This window comes from Pseudomonas sp. CHM02 (genome assembly GCF_000612585.1).
GTDB lineage: Bacteria > Pseudomonadota > Gammaproteobacteria > Pseudomonadales > Pseudomonadaceae > Aquipseudomonas.
The window spans coordinates 35,166-51,679 of sequence record NZ_JFCA01000049.1 but is presented as its reverse complement, the minus strand read 5'-3'; the positions used below and the strand labels follow the sequence as shown (position 1 = coordinate 51,679).

Sequence of the window (16,514 nt, the reverse complement as noted above, 5' to 3'; positions counted from 1 at the left end):
TACAGTAATAAAAGCCAGGTCAGTACAAACAACCTCGCCGCTTCCCAAGATGCCATCACTTTGCATCTATCCCCCCGCCCCCGACTAGCGTAAAAACATGCCCCTCACTCCATGAAGTCAGAGGCCTGCTATGCCTGTCGCCGTCATTGATGGACAACCGCTGCACTACGTCGACCAGGGTTCCGGCCCCGTCGTCCTGCTGGGTTCAAGCTACCTGTGGGACCGCAATATGTGGGCGCCACAGATTGAAGCCTTGTCGCAACAGTATCGCGTGATCGTTCCGGAACTGTGGGGCCATGGCGAGTCAGGCCCGCTGCCCGCGCAAACTCGCTCCCTCGACGACCTCGCGCGCCAGGCCCTGGCCTTGCTGGACCAGCTGGATATCCCACAGATCAATCTGGTAGGGCTCTCGGTCGGCGGCATGTGGGGCGCACGCCTGGCATTGCTGGCACCGCAGCGGGTCAACAGCCTGGTGCTGATGGACACGTACCTGGGCGCCGAGCCCGAGGCCACGCGCCAGTATTATTTCTCGCTGTTCAAGATGATCGAGGACGCCGGCGCCATCCCGGAGCCCCTGTTGGATGTGGTCGCGCCGATCTTCTTCCGCCTCGGTATCGACCGCGAATCAGCGCTGTACCAGGATTTCCGCCAGCACTTGCAGGGTTACTCCAGAGAGCGCCTGCTGCACAGCATCGTGCCTCTGGGTCGGTTGATCTTCAGTCGCGAGGACGTGCTGGAGCAACTGCCACGCCTGGACGCCGACACCACCCTGGTGATGTGTGGCGAACAGGACAAACCGCGCCCACCCGCCGAGTCCGAGGAAATGGCTGGCCTGATTGGCTGCAGCCTGATCCTGATTCCGGAGGCGGGTCATATCAGCGCAAGGGAAAACCCGGACTTCGTCAACGAAGCCCTGCTGACGTTCCTCGCCAACAACGCCTGACTGCCCTCCCCTGTGATCGCAACGTACGCGCGGCGATCACAGGCGGAAGTGCCCCACCATGCCCTTGAGCTCGGCCCCCAACTGCGCCAGTTGAATACTCGACGCGGCATTGCCCTGCATGCTCAGCGCCGACTGATCGGCACTGGCGCGGATACTGGTGACACTGCGGTTGATCTCTTCGGCCACCGAGCTTTGCTGCTCGGCGGCGGCGGCAATCTGCTGGTTCATCTGCTGGATCAACGACACCGCCACCGCGATGCTGCCCAGGGCGCTTTCGGTTTCCAGCGCATCGCTCACCGCCAGCTTCACCAGCTCACCGCTTTGCTGGATCTGCTGCACCGATGACTGCGCAGCGCTGCGCAAGGTACTGACCAGGCGCTCGATTTCTTCGGTGGATTGCTGGGTGCGCTTGGCCAGCGCCCGGACTTCATCCGCCACCACCGCAAAACCGCGGCCCTGTTCGCCGGCACGGGCGGCTTCGATGGCGGCGTTGAGGGCCAGCAGGTTGGTCTGTTCGGCCACGCTCTTGATCACACTCAATACGGTGCCGATATTCTGGATCTCGGCGCTCAGGCTCTCGATGCTGGCGCTGGCACTGGTGCTGGAAGTGGCCAGCAATTCGATGCGCTGCAAACTCTGGCGCACCACCTGCTGGCCGCTGTCGACTTTGTCGTCCGCCGTCTGTGCCGCTTGCGCCGCCTCCTCGGCATTGCGCGCTACATCGTGCACGGTGGCGGTCATCTGGTTCATCGCCGTGGCGACCTGTTCGGTTTCTTCTTTTTGGCTGCTGACTTCGACATTGGTCTGCTCAGTGACGCTGGACAATGAATGCGCCGAGCTGGCCAGTTGCTCGATACCAGCCTGCAGGCCGCTGACCATGTGGCTCAGGCCGTTGCCCATCTGTTGCATCGCCTGCATCAGTTGGCCGATTTCATCGCGGCGACTGACCTCCATGCGCCCACTCAAGTCGCCGGCGGCGATCTGCTGGGCCACGGCGATCACACTGCGCAGCGGCGTGACGATCAACCGGGTAATCACCCAGGCCGCGATCAACCCCACCAGCAACGCCAGGGCCGAAGAACCGATGATCAGCATCGCGCTTTTCTTCAGTTGCGCCTGCATCGACTGGTCTTCGGCGTCGTAAGCCTGGTTGACCCGGCTGACCACTTGGTCCGCCCGGTCATGCAACTGCTTGTAGACCACTTTTTCCTGCGCCAGCAGGCCGGTGTACTCGCCGAGCTTTTCACTGAACGCGGCGATATGCCCGGAAACTTCGTTGAGCACGGTCTGGTAGCCCGCGTCCTTGACCGAGGTTTTCAGTTGCTCGACCTGAGCCAGGGCCTGGTCGGCCTGCTCGATCTTGCCCTGTTCGGTTTCTTCCTCACTCACCTTGCGGCTCTGGTCCAGGCGCACCCGCGCTTCGTTCATGGCTTGCAGCATCAGGCGCGACACCTGGCTGACCTGCCCCGCCTGCTCGATGAACTCCGCGCCCTCCTTGCCCTGGCTCTCCTTGAGGCCATAGGCGCCGTCGTCCGCCAGCCCGGCCTGCAACACGTCGAGGTTATTGGCCACACTGGACACCGACCAACTGGCCATTTCCAACGCCAGGTCCTTGGTCTGGGTCAATTCGACAAATTCATCGAACGCCTTGCGATAAGCGGCCAGGGCCTGTTCGACATCGGTCATGACCGGCACGTTGGCCGCCGACTGGGCCTTGAGGCGGGTGGCGAGGGCTGCCAAGGCATCGACACTCTCATGCAGGGCGTCGACGGCCTTGGGGTCGGCATGCAACGCGTAGTCCTGCTCGATCAGGCGCACCTTGAGCAGGCCGCTGTTGAGCGACGACATGGTCTTGAGGCCTTCGAAACGCTGGCCAACGGTTTGCAGGGACCACACCCCGATAGCGGCGACCAAAGCCGTCAACAGCAGCACCAGGGTGAAACCCAAGCCCAGTTTTTTTGCCATACCGAGGTTGGCGAAGCGTCGTTGCACGGCCGAAATCATTGCACTTCAATCCTCTTGCAATGGCAGATGCCATCAAGCCCGGTTTACATAGGCGAGATTCGCAACCACAAGGCACTGAACACAAGTCGTTGGCGCCACAATAATGGCAAAAAGCTACACGCTCGTCGTTTTCAGAATGGTCGAGGTCGATCTGGCGGGCCCCATGGCCCGGAACAACGCCAAGGCCCGTTGATCATCAGCATAGGCCACATTGATGCGCAGCCACTCACTGGGCACATTGGTTGGACTGAACAGTGCTCCCGGCGACAGCAAAACGCCGAGCCGCCGTGCACATGCCTGCAACCGCGACCGGTCCCCCACGCCCGGCCGCGCCCACACGAACATCCCGCCCGCCGGCGTGGTGAACACCTCCCACTCCTCGTCCTCAAGCACCTGCAGCGTCGCGGCCATTTGCGTACTCAGCCGCTTGCGCAGGCGCTGCACCCACTTGCGATAGGTGCCATTGGCCAGCAGCGTGGCCACCACCGCCTCGGCAAACCGCGAGGTGCCGAAACCGGTCAAGGTCTTGAGGCTGGCCAATTGCGCGATGATCGCCACGCTGGCGCTCAGATACCCCACACGCAAGGCGCTGCTCAGGGTCTTGGAAAAGCTCGAAACGTAGATCACCCGGTCGTCATGGGGCAACGCCGAAAGCCGCGTACAACTGGCATGTTGCAGGTCGCCGAAGACATCCTCTTCGATGATCAGAAAGTTCTCGCGACGCGCCAGCTCCAGCAAACGCTCGGCCACCGTGCGACACAGGCTGGAGCCAGTGGGGTTGTGGTACAGGCTGTTGATGAACAGGCACCTGGGCCGATGCTGTTGCAGCAACGCCTCCAGCGCCGCGATGTCCGGGCCACCGTGCGTGCGCGGCACCTCCAGCAGTTGCACACCGTGGAATGCCAGTTGTCGATAGAGGTTGCCGTACCCCGGCGTTTCGACCACCACGCAATCGCCGGCCTTGAGCAGTGTGCGTATCAGCAGGTCCTGGGCGTGACTGGCCCCCGCCGTGGTGAGGATACGGTCCAGGTGGGTGGCAATGCGCGCCTGGGTCAGGCGCTTGAGCAATTGCTCGCGCAACGCCGGCAGCCCCAAGGGGGTGCTGTAGTTGAACAGGCCGGCGGTGTCGGTGCGGGTGACTTCGCGAATCGCATAACTGATGTCATCGCTTTCCCGCCAGGCATCCGGCAACCAGCCGCAGCCCAGTTTCAGCTCACCCAATGGGTTATCGGCGAAAGCCCCCCAATCCCGCTCGGCACCTTCGTACCATTGGCCTTCCTGCACAGTCGGCGGCTGGGCCACGCTGAAACCCGATCCCGGTTTTGCAACCAGCAGGCCCTGGGCGACCAACCGCTCGAACGCCTCGATCACGCTGGACTGGCTGAGCAGGTTATCGAGGGCCACCTGTCGAACGGAGGGCAAGCGTGTGCCAGGGCTCGCCCCACTCGTGCGAATCCATTGCGCCACTGCGCTGATGATTTGCTGCACCACCGGTACAAGGGCTTGTCGATCGATCCCTAAATCCATGCGCCACTCACTTCAACTGTCTGTTATTCAACCCGGGACAGTTAAGCACAGAAGCCCACGACGACCGCTCGCCAATAGTTATTAAAGTATTGATTTTATTGGATTATTTACCTAGTGATACACATTCTGACAGGGCACACTGCCAGCGGTGGAAACGCCCCACAGCCCCCCAAACCTTTTCGAATGGAGGGTGTCCTGAGGTCCTAGATAGCCGTCGCACCACCGTCCACGGCCAAGGCTTGGCCCGTGGTAAAGGCCGCACCGTCGCTGCACAGGTACAGCACCGCACTGGCGATTTCCTCGACCTTGCCAATGCGCCCGACCGGGTGCATCGCGGCGGCGAATTCGGCCTTGCGTGGGTCGGCCTCATAGGCACGCCGGAACATGTCGGTATCGATCACGGCCGGGCAGACCGCGTTGACACGGATTTTCTTCTTCGCATACTCGATCGCCGCCGATTTGGTCAGGCCGATCACCGCGTGCTTGGACGCGGCATAAATGCTCATCTTCGGCGCCGCGCCCAACCCCGCGACTGACGCGGTGTTGACGATCGCCCCACCACCTTGGGCCAGCAGCAGCGGCAATTGGTGCTTCATGCACAACCACACGCCTTTGACGTTGACACCCATGATGGCGTCGAACTCATCCAGGCTGCCGTCTGCCAGCTTGCCCTTCTCAATCTCGATCCCGGCGTTATTGAAGGCGTAGTCCAGGCGACCATAGGCGGCAATGGTCTGGGCCATCAATTGCTGCACATCCGCCTCCAGCGTGACGTTGCAGCGCACGAACAACGCTTCGCCGCCCGCCTGGTGGATCAGCGCAACGGTGCCTTCGCCGCCCGCTGCGTCCAGGTCGGCGACCACTACTTTCAAGCCTTCGGCGGCGAACGCCAGCGCGGTGGCGCGGCCAATACCGGCGGCGGCGCCAGTCACCAGGGCGACCTGGCCGGAAAACGTCATGCTCATGGAAGATGTCCTGTGGGAAAAATAGCGGTGGTCCGAGTCTAGCCAACGCTGCGCCGGGCGCGTCAGCACTATCAGAAGGCCGGTTGAGGCTGCATGAATCGCAGTGATAACAGGCACGGTGGGACTATCAACACGGCCTATCGACCGGCATTCGCGCCCTCGGTGAACCTTGCTCCCTGCCCGTTCAAGGTCTATCACTTCAGGTCCATTTCCAGAAGAGTCGCTGCCATGACCGCCCAGACCAACCGCCAATTCCTGCTCGCCAAGCGCCCGGTCGGCGCGGCCACCCGGGACACCTTCACCTACCAGGAAGTGCCCGTGGGCACGCCCCAGGACGGCCAAGTGCTGGTGCGCAATGAATACCTGTCCCTCGACCCGGCCATGCGTGGCTGGATGAATGAAGGCAAGTCCTATATTCCGCCGGTCGGCATCGGTGAAGTGATGCGTGCATTGGGTGTGGGCAAGGTGATTGCTTCGAACACCCCTAAATTCGCGGTCGGGGACTACGTCAATGGCGCCTTGGGCGTGCAGGACTACTTTCTGGGCGAGCCACGGGGTTTCTACAAGGTGGATCCGAAGCTGGCGCCCCTGCCCCTTTACTTGTCTGCCTTGGGCATGACCGGCATGACGGCCTATTTCGCCCTGCTAGACACCGGTGCGCCCAAGGCCGGCGAAACCGTGGTGATCTCTGGCGCGGCCGGTGCCGTAGGCAGCATCGCCGGGCAGATCGCCAAGCTCAAAGGCTGCCGCGTGGTGGGCCTTGCCGGCGGCGCAGACAAGTGCAAGTTCCTGGTGGATGAACTGGGCTTCGACGCCGCCATCGACTACAAGAGCGAAGACGTGCCCGCTGCGCTCAAGCGCGAGTGCCCCAAGGGCGTAGATGTGTATTTCGATAACGTCGGCGGCGATATTCTCGACGCGGTGCTCAGCCGCCTGGCACTGAAGGCCCGCGTGGTGATCTGCGGTGCCATCAGCCAATACAACAACAAGGAAGCCGTGAAGGGTCCGGCCAACTACTTGTCATTGCTGGTCAATCGCGCACGCATGGAAGGCTTTGTGGTGATGGATCACGCTGCAGGCTTTGCCGCTGCCGGGCAGGAAATGGCCGGCTGGATGGCCCAGGGCAAACTCAAGAGCAAGGAAGACATCGTGGAGGGGCTGGAGACGTTCCCGGAGACGCTGATGAAGCTGTTCAACGGCGAGAACTTTGGCAAGTTGGTACTGAAGGTCAACTGACACCCAACTTATGTAGGAGCCGGCTTGCCGGCGATGAGGCCCTTGAGTCTTGCGTTGATCTCAAAACCGCTATCGCCGGCAAGCCGGCTCCTACAGGGGGTGTTGTTCAGGCGATCTCGGCAACGACTGCCGCCAACGCCTTGGCCGGATCGGCCGCCTGGCTGATCGGACGGCCGATCACCAGGTAATCGGAACCCGCGTCCAGAGCCTGGCGCGGGGTCAGGATGCGGCGCTGGTCATCCTGGGCACTGCCCGCCGGACGGATCCCCGGGGTCACCAGTTGCAACGACGGATGCGCGGTTTTCAAGGCCTGGGCTTCCAGCGCCGAGCACACCAGGCCATCGAGGCCGGCTTTCTGCGCCAGGGCAGCCAGGCGCAACACCTGTTCCTGGGGCTCGATATCCAGACCGATACCAGCCAGGTCCTCGCGCTCCATGCTGGTGAGTACGGTCACACCGATCAGCAGCGGTTTCGGGCCGCTGCGCTGCTCCAGCACGTCACGGCAGGCCGACATCATGCGCAGGCCACCGGAGCAGTGCACATTGACCATCCACACGCCCATTTCGGCGGCAGCCTTGACCGCCATCGCGGTGGTATTCGGGATATCGTGGAATTTCAGGTCGAGGAACACCTCGAAACCTTTCTCGCGCAGGGTGCCGATGATTTCCGCGGCGCAGCTGGTGAACAGTTCCTTGCCGACCTTGACCCGGCAAAGCTTCGGGTCCAACTGGTCAGCCAGCTTCAGTGCGGCGTCACGAGTGGGGTAATCCAGGGCGACGATGATAGGAGTCTGGCAGACGGACATTGGAATGGGCTCTCAGGCAAGTCGAAATCGGCGCGGATTGTAGCGCAAGCAGCGCCGTTGCGGGATCCGATGATCGGTAAATACTGACCAACCGGCATCAGGCGGGCATTTCGGGAAATTGTTTCAAAGCTGATACATTCACGACATGCCCCCAACACGCCCCACGGCTAGCCTCGCTCGCACGACCCACCGACCAGCACTTCCAGCCATGGGGCTGGGCGCCTATGCTGACCGCAACAACAGGGCAGATGATCGCATTATGCATACCCCTTCCGTCTTTATGAACGATGAGCAAAAAGGCGCGGTGATCGCCGACGAGAAACGCTGGAACACCCGTGCGCTCATCGTTGACGACGATGTGCCGATCCGCGAACTGCTGATCGACTACCTGGCCCGCTTCAGTATTCTCGCCACCGGTGTCACCGACGGCACCGCGATGCGCCAGGCCATGCAAGCCGAAACCTTTGACGTGGTGGTGCTCGACCTGATGCTGCCGGGCGAAGACGGCCTGTCGCTGTGCCGCTGGCTGCGCGCGGAATCGGATATCCCGATCCTGATGCTCACCGCCCGCTGCGAACCCACCGACCGTATCATCGGCCTGGAACTGGGCGCCGACGATTACATGTCCAAGCCCTTCGAGCCGCGTGAACTGGTAGCACGCATCCAGACCATCCTGCGCCGCGTGCGTGACGACCGCACCGAACAGCGCGCCAATATCCGCTTCGACAACTGGCGCCTCAATAGCGTGCTGCGCCAGCTGGTGGCCGACGATGGCCTGGTAGTGCCGCTGTCCAACGCGGAATTCCGCCTGCTCTGGGTATTTATCGAGCGCCCGCGCCGGGTGCTGAGCCGCGAGCAGTTGCTGGATGCCGCCCGTGGCCGCTCCATCGAAGCCTTTGATCGCAGCATCGACTTGCTGGTCTCGCGCCTGCGGCAAAAACTCGGGGATGATCCGAAGGCGCCGCAGTTGATCAAGACCGTGCGCGGCGAAGGTTACCTGTTCGACGCCCGGGATATTGGCTGATGCGCAACGCCTTCAACACGCTGTTCGGTCGACTGTTTGGCGTGTTGCTGGTGGCCATTGTGCTGGCCCACGTGCTGGCAATCTCCTGGTTTCGCTATTACGGCCCGCCCCCGCCGCCGCCACAGGAAACCTTTGTCGAACAGCCTGACGGCACGATGAAGCCCCTGCCCAAGCACAAGCGACCGTGGTTTGGTGGCCCGGTGGTGCCGCTGACGTTCCAGTTCATCTCGCTGATCATTGCGGCCTGGTACGGCGCCAAGCTGCTGAGCCGGCCGATCCAACGCCTGAGTGAAGCCGCCGAACGCCTGAGCCTGGACCTCGACAGCCCGCCCCTTGACGAGTCCGGACCGCGGGAGGCACAGCAGGCAGCATCGACCTTCAACCTGATGCAGCGGCGTATCCGCGAACAGGTCAGCCAGCGCGCACGCATGCTCGGTGCGGTCTCCCACGACCTGCGCACGCCGCTGTCACGCCTCAAGCTGCGCCTGGAGCAGATCGAAGACACCAAGCTGCAGGGCCAGATGCGCCAAGACCTCGACGACATGATCGGCATGCTCGACGCCACTCTGAGCTACCTGCACGAGCAGCGCACCGGCGAAACCCGGCATTGGCTGGACGTGCAGGCGCTGGTCGAGTCGATGAGCGAAAACGCCCAGGACCAGGGCTCCGATGTGCAATTCGCCGGGACCTGCGCACCGCTGCAAGTGCAGCCGATGGCCTTGCGTTCGTGCCTCAACAACCTGATCGACAACGCCTTGCGCTATGCCGGAGCGGCACGCATCGAGCTGACGGACAGCCGCGAGGCCCTGATCATCCGCGTGATCGACCACGGTCCCGGCATTGCCGCTGACAAACGTGAGGCTGTATTCGAACCGTTCTATCGACTGGAGGGTTCACGCAATCGCAACTCTGGCGGGGTCGGCCTGGGCATGACGATATCCAAGGAAGCAGCGGAACGCCTCGGCGGTCGACTGGAACTCGAGGAAACCCCAGGCGGTGGCTTGACTGCGGTGATGTGGTTGCCCCGCGCCTGAGCCTCCCCATCTCAATGCAGGCGCAGGCTTGCTGGGGGGGCGGTGCGACGATTCGACTTTCTGCCGACGGGTTCGCTGAGGATCCGGTGGGGCCGCTTCGCGGCCCAGCGCAGGGCAAGCCTGCTCACCACAGCAAGCCCCCCATTTGGCCGCAAAATAACCTTTACAGCGGTTTGTCTTCGCGGCGTCCCTGGGCCTGGGTCGCGCTCCAATCCATCAATAGGCTGTAGGCCACCGCCAGCAACGTCGGGCCGATGAACAGGCCGATGAAACCAAACGCAATCAAGCCGCCGAACACGCCGAGCAGCACGATCACCAACGGCAGGTTGCCGCCACGGCTGATCAGGTAGGGCTTGAGCACGTTGTCCACGCCACTGATGATGAACGTGCCCCACACGCCGAGGAACACCGCGTAGGTGTAGTCGCCTTTCCAGGCCAGCCAGGCCGTGGCCGGGATCCACACCAGGGGCGGGCCCATGGGAATCAGGCTGAGCAGGAAGGTGACGATGCCCAGCACCAGCGCACCCGGCACGCCGGCGATCAGGAAGCCGATCAGCGCCAGCACGGCCTGGGCGGCGGCAGTGCCGATCACGCCGTTGACCACCCGTTGTACCGTCCCCGCCACCAGTTCGATGTAGTAGCCGGCGCGGTCGCCGATCAAGCGCTCCAGCAGGCGGTGGACGAACATCGCCAGGCGCGGCCCGTCCCGATAGAAAAAGAACACGAAGACCAGGCTCAGGGTCAGCTCCAGGATGCCACCGCCGATCTGCGCACTGCGCGCCAGCAGCCAATTGCCGACTTGTCCCAGGTACGGCTTGATGCTGACCATCAAGGCCGCGCCCTGTTGATCGATGCTGTCCCACATCCCCACCAGCCGTTCGCCGACAAACGGGATCGAGCCAAGCCAGGTGGGCGCCTCCGGCAAGCCATCGACCTGGATATCCTTGATCAAGGCCGTGGCATCGCGCACATGGTCCGCAAGGTTAAAGCCCAGCCATACCAGCGGCAGCGCCACCAGCAACATCCAGCACAACGTGAGGATGCCGGCTGCCAGGGATTCGCGGCCACCCAGCCAGCGGGTGAGCAGGACCATCAGCGGCCAACTGGCAAAGGCCAGCACCGCGCCCCAGAACAGCGCCGACCAGAACGGCGCCATCACCCAGAAGCTGGCACCGAACAGCACCAGCAGCAGGATTTGCACCAGCAGGCGATCATTATTGAGCATCGGGTATCTCTGAAAGAAGGCTGTAGGAAGAGAGCTTAGGCGAACGGCACGGGTCCGTTCGCCCTGTAACGGTCAGCGTATCAGATGCAGGTGCAGGCCTTTGGTTTCAGCGCTACCGGTTTCCATGCGTGCGGCGCGCACGCCTTTGTCGACCAAGGCCTGGCGCCAGGCTTCGGCATTCGGGCCGGTCAAGCTCACGCGCAAGGTCGCATCCAGGTTCAACCCGCGGGAAATCAGGGTCAGCCAGGTGTCATCCGGGTCGCCGCCAAGCGCGGGGAAATCCAGCTCGCCGGTGCTTTTCAACTCGCGCAGCAGGGTCGCCGAGGTGGGCAACAGGTCGCCCAGCGGCGCGTTGGCGTCCAGTTGCTCCACATGCAGGTAGGCGCGGCGATTGCCGCGGGTAATGCCGTACAGCGCCACCAACGAATTGTCCTGCGGGGCGGCCAGGCGCAGCAGCAGGTATTCCTGTTGGCCATCGGCGCCGACCAGCTTGGCGTTGCCGAACACTTCATTGGCCCACAGGCTGCTTTCGCCACAGTCGCGGGCCTGGCACCAGAACAACAACTGCGCGCCCTTTGCCTGCAACGCCTCGCGCGTAGCGGTGAACGCTGCACTGGAGGTGTGTTCGGCGGGCAGTTCATAGGTAATCGCCGTGGCTTGCCCACGGGCGGTGGCCTGGCCCTCGTACCGCAACTGGCCGCTGATCTTGCGAATCGCGCCCATGGGGTAGATGCGTTCCTTCTCTTCGGCCGGACGGTAATCGACGATCTGTGAGTCGACCTGACGGGACACTGCCGGTAAATCCTGGCTTCCCGGCACATCGGCAGCGAACACCAAGGGGCTGAAACAGCACAGCCCGACGGCACGGAGACATCCTTTACGTAGGCTCATCGGATAAATGAACCCTGGCCATCGGAGCGCACAGCGGTGTTGAGATGGTTCATGGTTGACTCCCTTTCAATCCGCCCAGCCTCGGCAGTTGACCGCGCCAAGTCAAGGCGCGGAGAAGAACCGATTGAAACAGTCTGCAACAAGGACCGCGCCGGGCTCATCATTCAGGTGTAAATGATGGCCGCCCGGCAGCGTGGTTACCGTAAAAGGTAGCTGAGAAAGCAATTCGGAATGTTTCGCCAGCATCCCCTCGGCGGCCACCACCAACTGCGTAGGGCACGCTACGCGCCGCACGAAGGCCATCGCCTGCTCATCGGTCAGACGCACCGGCGACGCCAGGGTCAAGCGGCTGTCGGTGCGCCAGGTATAACCGCCGGGCACCGGCATCAAACCGCGCTGGGCCAACAGTTCCGCGGCCTCGCGGCTGACCGCCACCACGCCCTTCATGCGCGCCTCGACCGCTCGATCCAGGGTGTTATAGACCGGCTTGCGCTTGTCCTGCAGGTTCAATTGCGCCTGCAAGGCCATGCCCAGGCGTTCGGCGGCGTTCTCACCGCTGGCCGTCGGCGGGATCACACCGTCGATCAATCCCAGGTGCGTCACGCGCTCCGGCAGCGCACCGGCCAGCACCAGGGAGACGATGGCCCCCAGGGAGTGGCCAAGTAATGCAAAACGTTTCCAGCCCAACTGCTCGGCGACTTGCAGCACATCGAAGACGTAATCCCACAAGGCATAACCGGCGCCTGTAGGACGATGCGCCGAATGCCCATGCCCGGCCATGTCCAGTGCAACGATGCGCAAGCCCTGAAGTTTCGGTGCCAGGCGCGCAAAACTGTTGGCGTTGTCCAGCCAGCCATGCAGGGCGATCACCGGCACACCGTCCTCGGGACCGAACAGATGGGCCGCCAGTTCGATATGCGGCAGGCTCAGGCGCACTTCTTCGACCGGTGTGTTCATGCGCAATTGCGCTCGCGGGCTTCCCAGCGGGAGAACAGGTTCTTGATCAAGGTGGCGGTGTCCTGTGGGCGTTCAAGGGGGAACATGTGCCCGCCGGGCATGGTGAGCATTTCCCCCATGGGCAGGCGCCCGACACCGCTGGCGTGGTGAGGCATCACCACCCGGCTCTGCCGGCCACGCACCACCGCCAGCGGCACTTTCAATTGACGCACCTGGCCGGGGCTGGTGTGAGGCACGCCCCGGTAGATGCTGATTTCGGTAGCCGGGTCGAAGCGCAGGCGCAGGCGGTCGCCCACTTGCTGCAGGCCATGTTGCAGGTAGGCGTCGAAGCATTCCGGGTCAAAGCCACGGAACAGGGTCTTGCCGGCGAAATAGCTGCGCGCGGCGTCGAGGTCGCTGAATTCTTCGCGACGCCCCAGGGTGCGCCCGGCCGGAGTCAGGCGGTCGATAAACCCGAAACGCTTGGCCGCGCGGATCACCCAGCGGTCGGCGCGGGTCAGTACCGGCGAGTCGAGCATGACCACCCCGCGATACAGCTGCGGGCACCGCATGGCCGCGTGCAGGTGCAACACGCCACCGAGGGAATGGCCCACGCCCCACACGGGCTCCGGTTGCTGCTCCAGGTGATGGATCAGTTCATCCACCAGGTTCTGCCAGTTATCGTCCACCGGAAACCTGGGGTCGTGCCCGTGTTGCGGCAGGTGAGCCACCGCGTATTCCGGGGCCAGGGCGGCAAACAACTTGCCGTAGGTGGCCGAGGGAAAGCCATTGGCGTGGGCAAAAAACACGTGCTGCGACATACCGGATCCATCTACAAGAACAGAGATTGATTGTCACCATGCCCGGCCGGCACAGCAATGACTGTAACTGCCAGGAATGATGACACTCACGCCACGCCTATCGCGCCGGAGGGTTCTCGCCCAGCGGCACCACGGCCATGGTCAGGCGCGAGACGCAATTGGCCTTGCCCTCGTCACTGGTCAGGCGGATGTCCCAGACCTGGGTGGTGCGGCCAATATGGACCGCCTTGGCCACCGCCGTCACCCGCCCGCTGCGCACACCGCGCAAGTGGTTGGCGTTGACCTCCAGCCCCACGCAATAGAACTTGCTGGCGTCGATGCACAGGTAAGCCGCCATGGAGCCAACGCTCTCGGCCAGCACCACCGACGCACCGCCGTGCAGCAAGCCGTAGGGCTGATGGGTGCGATGGTCGACCACCATGCTGGCCGTCAGCGAGTCGTCGTCGAAGCTTTCAAAGCGAATGTCCAGCAGTTCACCGATGGTGTTTTTCTGGATCGCATTGAGTTGGTCGATATTCGGTTGCGTGCGCCACAGGCTCATGCCGTTGTCCTTTTTGGTTTTATGATGGTCCTAATCCTGCCACAGAACGGATTCGGAACGCTCGCTCCAGGCCTGGAATTGTGCACCGTAAGTCGATTCGATCACGTTGCGCTTGATCTTCAGGGTCGGAGTCAGGAAGCCGTTTTCCACCGCCCAGTTGTCTTTCACCACCACCAGTTGGCGCAGGCGTTCATGTTTATCCAGCGCCTGGTTGACCTGCTCCAGCCAGCGTTCAAGGCTGCTGCGCAGGGCCTGCCGGTCCTGTTCCACCGCCGACAGCACGCACAGGCCTATCGGCGCGGTGAGGCCATCGCCCACCACGCAGACCTGCTCGATGCGCGCATGTTCGGCCAGGCGGTTTTCAATCGGCGCCGGAGCCACGTATTTGCCTTTGCTGGTCTTGAAGATTTCCTTGAGCCGCCCGGTCAGGCGCAGGCGGCCATCGGCGTCCTGTTCACCTTTATCCCCCGTCCGCAGAAAGCCATCGGCGGTGATCGTCTCGGCGGTTTTTTGCGGGTCCTTGTAATAGCCGAGCATGGTCGCACCGCTGCGCACCTGAACTTCGCCCGAAGGGTCGATGCGCACTTCCACACCGGGACAAGGCAGGCCGATCCAGCCAAGGGTCTGCTGGCCGGGACGGCACACATGGGAGTAGCCGCAGCTTTCGGTCATGCCATACACCTCCAGCACATCCAGGCCCAGGCGTTGATACCAGCGCAGCAGCGCTTCAGGCACGGGCGCCGCGCCGGACAGGGCGATACGCAACGCATCCAGGCCCAGGCCGGCGAGCACCTTGTGGCCTACGCGCTTGCCGATAAAGGGCAGGCGCAGCAGGGTGTCCAGGCGCTTCTCCGGGATTTTGGCGTAGACGCCCATCTGGAATTTGGTCCAGATACGCGGCACACCAAAGAGAGCGGTCGGACGTGCCCTGCGCAGATCGGTCAGAAACGTATCCAGGCTTTCGGCGAAAAACACTGTTTGCCCGGTGTAGATCGCCGCCATTTCCACAAACATACGCTCCGCCACATGACACAGCGGCAGGTACGACAGCAGCCGGTCGCCCTCCCCCAACCCGAACAACTCGGTGCCACGGGTGGCGGCAAACCCCAGGGCGCCAAAGCTGTGCATCACGCCTTTGGGCAGGCCGGTGGTGCCGGAGGTATAGATGATGGTGGCCAGGTCCGAAGCGGTGGGCTGAGGATCGTCCTGGATCGGCGAGCAGGCTTGCAGGTCGGCCCAACTGAAATCGAACGCGCCCGTCGGACACAACGGCAAGCTGATGGTCGGGACAGTGGACGGCACGCCGGGCGCCATCGCGGGCCAGTCGTCGAGCTTGCCGATCAACACCAGCGCCGCCTCGGAATGGGTGAGCACATGGGCGACGGAGTCGGCGGTGAGGTTGGGGTACAGCGGCACCGAGACATGCCCGGCCATCCAGATCGCCAGGTCGGCGATGATCCAGTGGGCGCAGTTCTTCGAGATCAGGGCAACGTGCGAGCCCTGGGGCAACTCCCGGGCGCGCAGCCAGTGCGCGGCGCAACGGGCCTGGTGGCCGACTTCACCCCACGTGAGGCGTTGCACCTCGCCGCCACCAACGGGCTGGACCAGAAAGGTTTGGCGCGGATGTCGCGCTTCACGTTCGAAGAAGACCTGCAACGGCAAACGAAAAGCGACGGGCATGGGACGCGCTCCTTTATGGTCCGACGATAGCCAACCAAGCACTTGCTTGGTTGACTATATAGCACACACAAAGCAGCGATAAAGCCTACGGATTTTTCACGCTGACCAGGCTCATCAGCCCCGCCAGCGGGAAATCCCCCTCCAGTTCCGCCAGGCTGGCGGTGTACATCGGCTGCGGCTGACGCTGATGACCATGCTGCAGAAAGCTGATCAGACTACCCACCAACGGCTGATGGCTGACCAACAGCACGTTGTCATCGGTGTCGAGCTTTTCCAGCACCTGCTGCGGGTTGCCCTCTGGGGTCAGCCACGGCACAGTGCGGATCTCCGGTTCGAAGCCCAGCGCCTCACGCACCAGGTGCGCGGTCTGCTGCGCCCGCACATAGGGGCTGGCGATGATGGCGCCGAGAGGCTGGCCGATCAGTTGCGCAGCACTGCGCAACACTTCGGCGCGGCCACGCTCGGTGAGGTTGCGCTCGGCGTCGGTGCGCGCATGCCCTTCGGCCTCACCATGGCGCAGTATCCACAGCTTCACAGCTTCGGCTCTTCATCACGCACCGGGTGCGGTGCCGGCGGCACGCTGTGGGCGGCTTCGCCCTCGGGCGCGCGCGGGGTCGGCCAGTCGGCGAACGGCCACGGTTTCTGTTCGGTGTGGAAGCTGCCGAAACGACCGATCTGCGCAAGGAACTGGCTGAGGCTGTCGCCGAAGTTCATCAGGCCCAGGTTCGGCGCGCCGTAGACGAGACGATAGATCAGTTGCACCACCACCAGCGCGCCGAGGAGGAACTGCGCCACCTGCCACACCAGGGCAAACACCAGCATCCACAGGATGCGCAAGGCAATGGATTCGTACTTGGGGGCTGCTTTCGGATCGTTCATGAC

The 16,514-nt window shown here is 63.0% G+C and carries 16 protein-coding genes and 1 pseudogene; 4 read left to right on the top strand and 13 right to left on the bottom strand.

Annotated features, from left to right (window positions below):
* Nucleotides 1-130: 130 nt before the first annotated feature.
* The gene (locus BM70_RS0125015; protein WP_025858567.1) at nt 131-943 is read left to right on the top strand and encodes an alpha/beta fold hydrolase; all 813 of its coding nucleotides are present in this window, start codon (nt 131-133) and stop codon (nt 941-943) included.
* A gap of 36 nt (nt 944-979) precedes the next feature.
* On the opposite strand, the gene BM70_RS34015 is transcribed toward BM70_RS0125015, so the two are convergent.
* From BM70_RS34015 to BM70_RS0125000, 4 genes and pseudogenes are all read right to left on the bottom strand, one after another.
* On the bottom strand, nt 980-1,684 hold the full coding sequence (locus tag BM70_RS34015; protein WP_371262182.1) for a methyl-accepting chemotaxis protein: 705 nt from the start codon (nt 1,682-1,684) through the stop codon (nt 980-982).
* Between the two features lie 204 nt (nt 1,685-1,888).
* A pseudogene (locus tag BM70_RS34010) lies at nt 1,889-2,038 on the bottom strand (HAMP domain-containing protein); the annotation flags it as partial.
* Nucleotides 2,039-3,061: 1,023 nt separating this feature from the next.
* On the bottom strand, nt 3,062-4,474 hold the full coding sequence (locus BM70_RS0125005; protein WP_025858565.1) for a PLP-dependent aminotransferase family protein: 1,413 nt from the start codon (nt 4,472-4,474) through the stop codon (nt 3,062-3,064).
* Nucleotides 4,475-4,677: 203 nt separating this feature from the next.
* Nucleotides 4,678-5,439 carry an SDR family oxidoreductase gene (locus BM70_RS0125000; protein WP_025858564.1) on the bottom strand — a complete coding sequence of 254 codons (762 nt, stop codon included), beginning with the start codon at nt 5,437-5,439 and terminating at the stop codon, nt 4,678-4,680.
* Between the two features lie 228 nt (nt 5,440-5,667).
* Between BM70_RS0125000 and BM70_RS0124995 the strand changes: the two genes are divergently transcribed.
* Nucleotides 5,668-6,675 (top strand): NADP-dependent oxidoreductase, encoded by a 1,008-nt coding sequence (locus BM70_RS0124995; RefSeq protein ID WP_025858563.1) that lies wholly within the window; start codon nt 5,668-5,670, stop codon nt 6,673-6,675.
* A 106-nt stretch (nt 6,676-6,781) separates the two neighbouring features.
* Here the strand turns inward: BM70_RS0124995 and pyrF are convergent, their stop codons facing one another.
* Nucleotides 6,782-7,480 (bottom strand): orotidine-5'-phosphate decarboxylase, encoded by a 699-nt coding sequence (pyrF, locus tag BM70_RS0124990; protein ID WP_025858562.1) that lies wholly within the window; start codon nt 7,478-7,480, stop codon nt 6,782-6,784.
* A gap of 259 nt (nt 7,481-7,739) precedes the next feature.
* Here pyrF and BM70_RS0124985 point away from each other — a divergent pair, with 259 nt between their 5' ends.
* Nucleotides 7,740-8,504 (top strand): response regulator, encoded by a 765-nt coding sequence (locus tag BM70_RS0124985; protein WP_025858561.1) that lies wholly within the window; start codon nt 7,740-7,742, stop codon nt 8,502-8,504.
* Complete coding sequence (locus BM70_RS0124980; protein ID WP_025858560.1) at nt 8,504-9,538, top strand: HAMP domain-containing sensor histidine kinase; 1,035 nt, start codon at nt 8,504-8,506, stop codon at nt 9,536-9,538. Before BM70_RS0124985 ends, BM70_RS0124980 begins: the two co-directional genes overlap by 1 nt.
* A 163-nt stretch (nt 9,539-9,701) precedes the next feature.
* Here the strand turns inward: BM70_RS0124980 and BM70_RS0124975 are convergent, their stop codons facing one another.
* The 8 genes from BM70_RS0124975 to BM70_RS0124940 form a co-directional block, all read right to left on the bottom strand.
* Nucleotides 9,702-10,763 carry an AI-2E family transporter gene (locus tag BM70_RS0124975; RefSeq protein ID WP_025858559.1) on the bottom strand — a complete coding sequence of 354 codons (1,062 nt, stop codon included), beginning with the start codon at nt 10,761-10,763 and terminating at the stop codon, nt 9,702-9,704.
* Nucleotides 10,764-10,835: 72 nt separating this feature from the next.
* Complete coding sequence (locus BM70_RS0124970; protein WP_025858558.1) at nt 10,836-11,654, bottom strand: DUF4892 domain-containing protein; 819 nt, start codon at nt 11,652-11,654, stop codon at nt 10,836-10,838.
* A gap of 102 nt (nt 11,655-11,756) precedes the next feature.
* Nucleotides 11,757-12,611, bottom strand: a complete 855-nt coding sequence (locus BM70_RS0124965) for an alpha/beta hydrolase (protein WP_025858557.1) — start codon at nt 12,609-12,611, stop codon at nt 11,757-11,759.
* A complete protein-coding gene (locus BM70_RS0124960) occupies nt 12,608-13,411 on the bottom strand; it encodes an alpha/beta fold hydrolase (RefSeq protein ID WP_025858556.1) in 804 nt (267 codons plus the stop codon). Before BM70_RS0124960 ends, BM70_RS0124965 begins: the two co-directional genes overlap by 4 nt.
* A gap of 97 nt (nt 13,412-13,508) precedes the next feature.
* Nucleotides 13,509-13,952, bottom strand: a complete 444-nt coding sequence (locus BM70_RS0124955) for a hotdog fold thioesterase (protein WP_025858555.1) — start codon at nt 13,950-13,952, stop codon at nt 13,509-13,511.
* Between the two features lie 30 nt (nt 13,953-13,982).
* Complete coding sequence (locus BM70_RS0124950; protein ID WP_025858554.1) at nt 13,983-15,632, bottom strand: AMP-binding protein; 1,650 nt, start codon at nt 15,630-15,632, stop codon at nt 13,983-13,985.
* 85 nt (nt 15,633-15,717) lie between these two features.
* On the bottom strand, nt 15,718-16,167 hold the full coding sequence (gene sixA / locus BM70_RS0124945; protein ID WP_025858553.1) for a phosphohistidine phosphatase SixA: 450 nt from the start codon (nt 16,165-16,167) through the stop codon (nt 15,718-15,720).
* The gene (locus BM70_RS0124940) at nt 16,164-16,511 is read right to left on the bottom strand and encodes a DUF4389 domain-containing protein (RefSeq protein ID WP_017846785.1); all 348 of its coding nucleotides are present in this window, start codon (nt 16,509-16,511) and stop codon (nt 16,164-16,166) included. Before BM70_RS0124940 ends, sixA begins: the two co-directional genes overlap by 4 nt.
* Between the last annotated feature and the right edge of the window lie 3 nt (nt 16,512-16,514).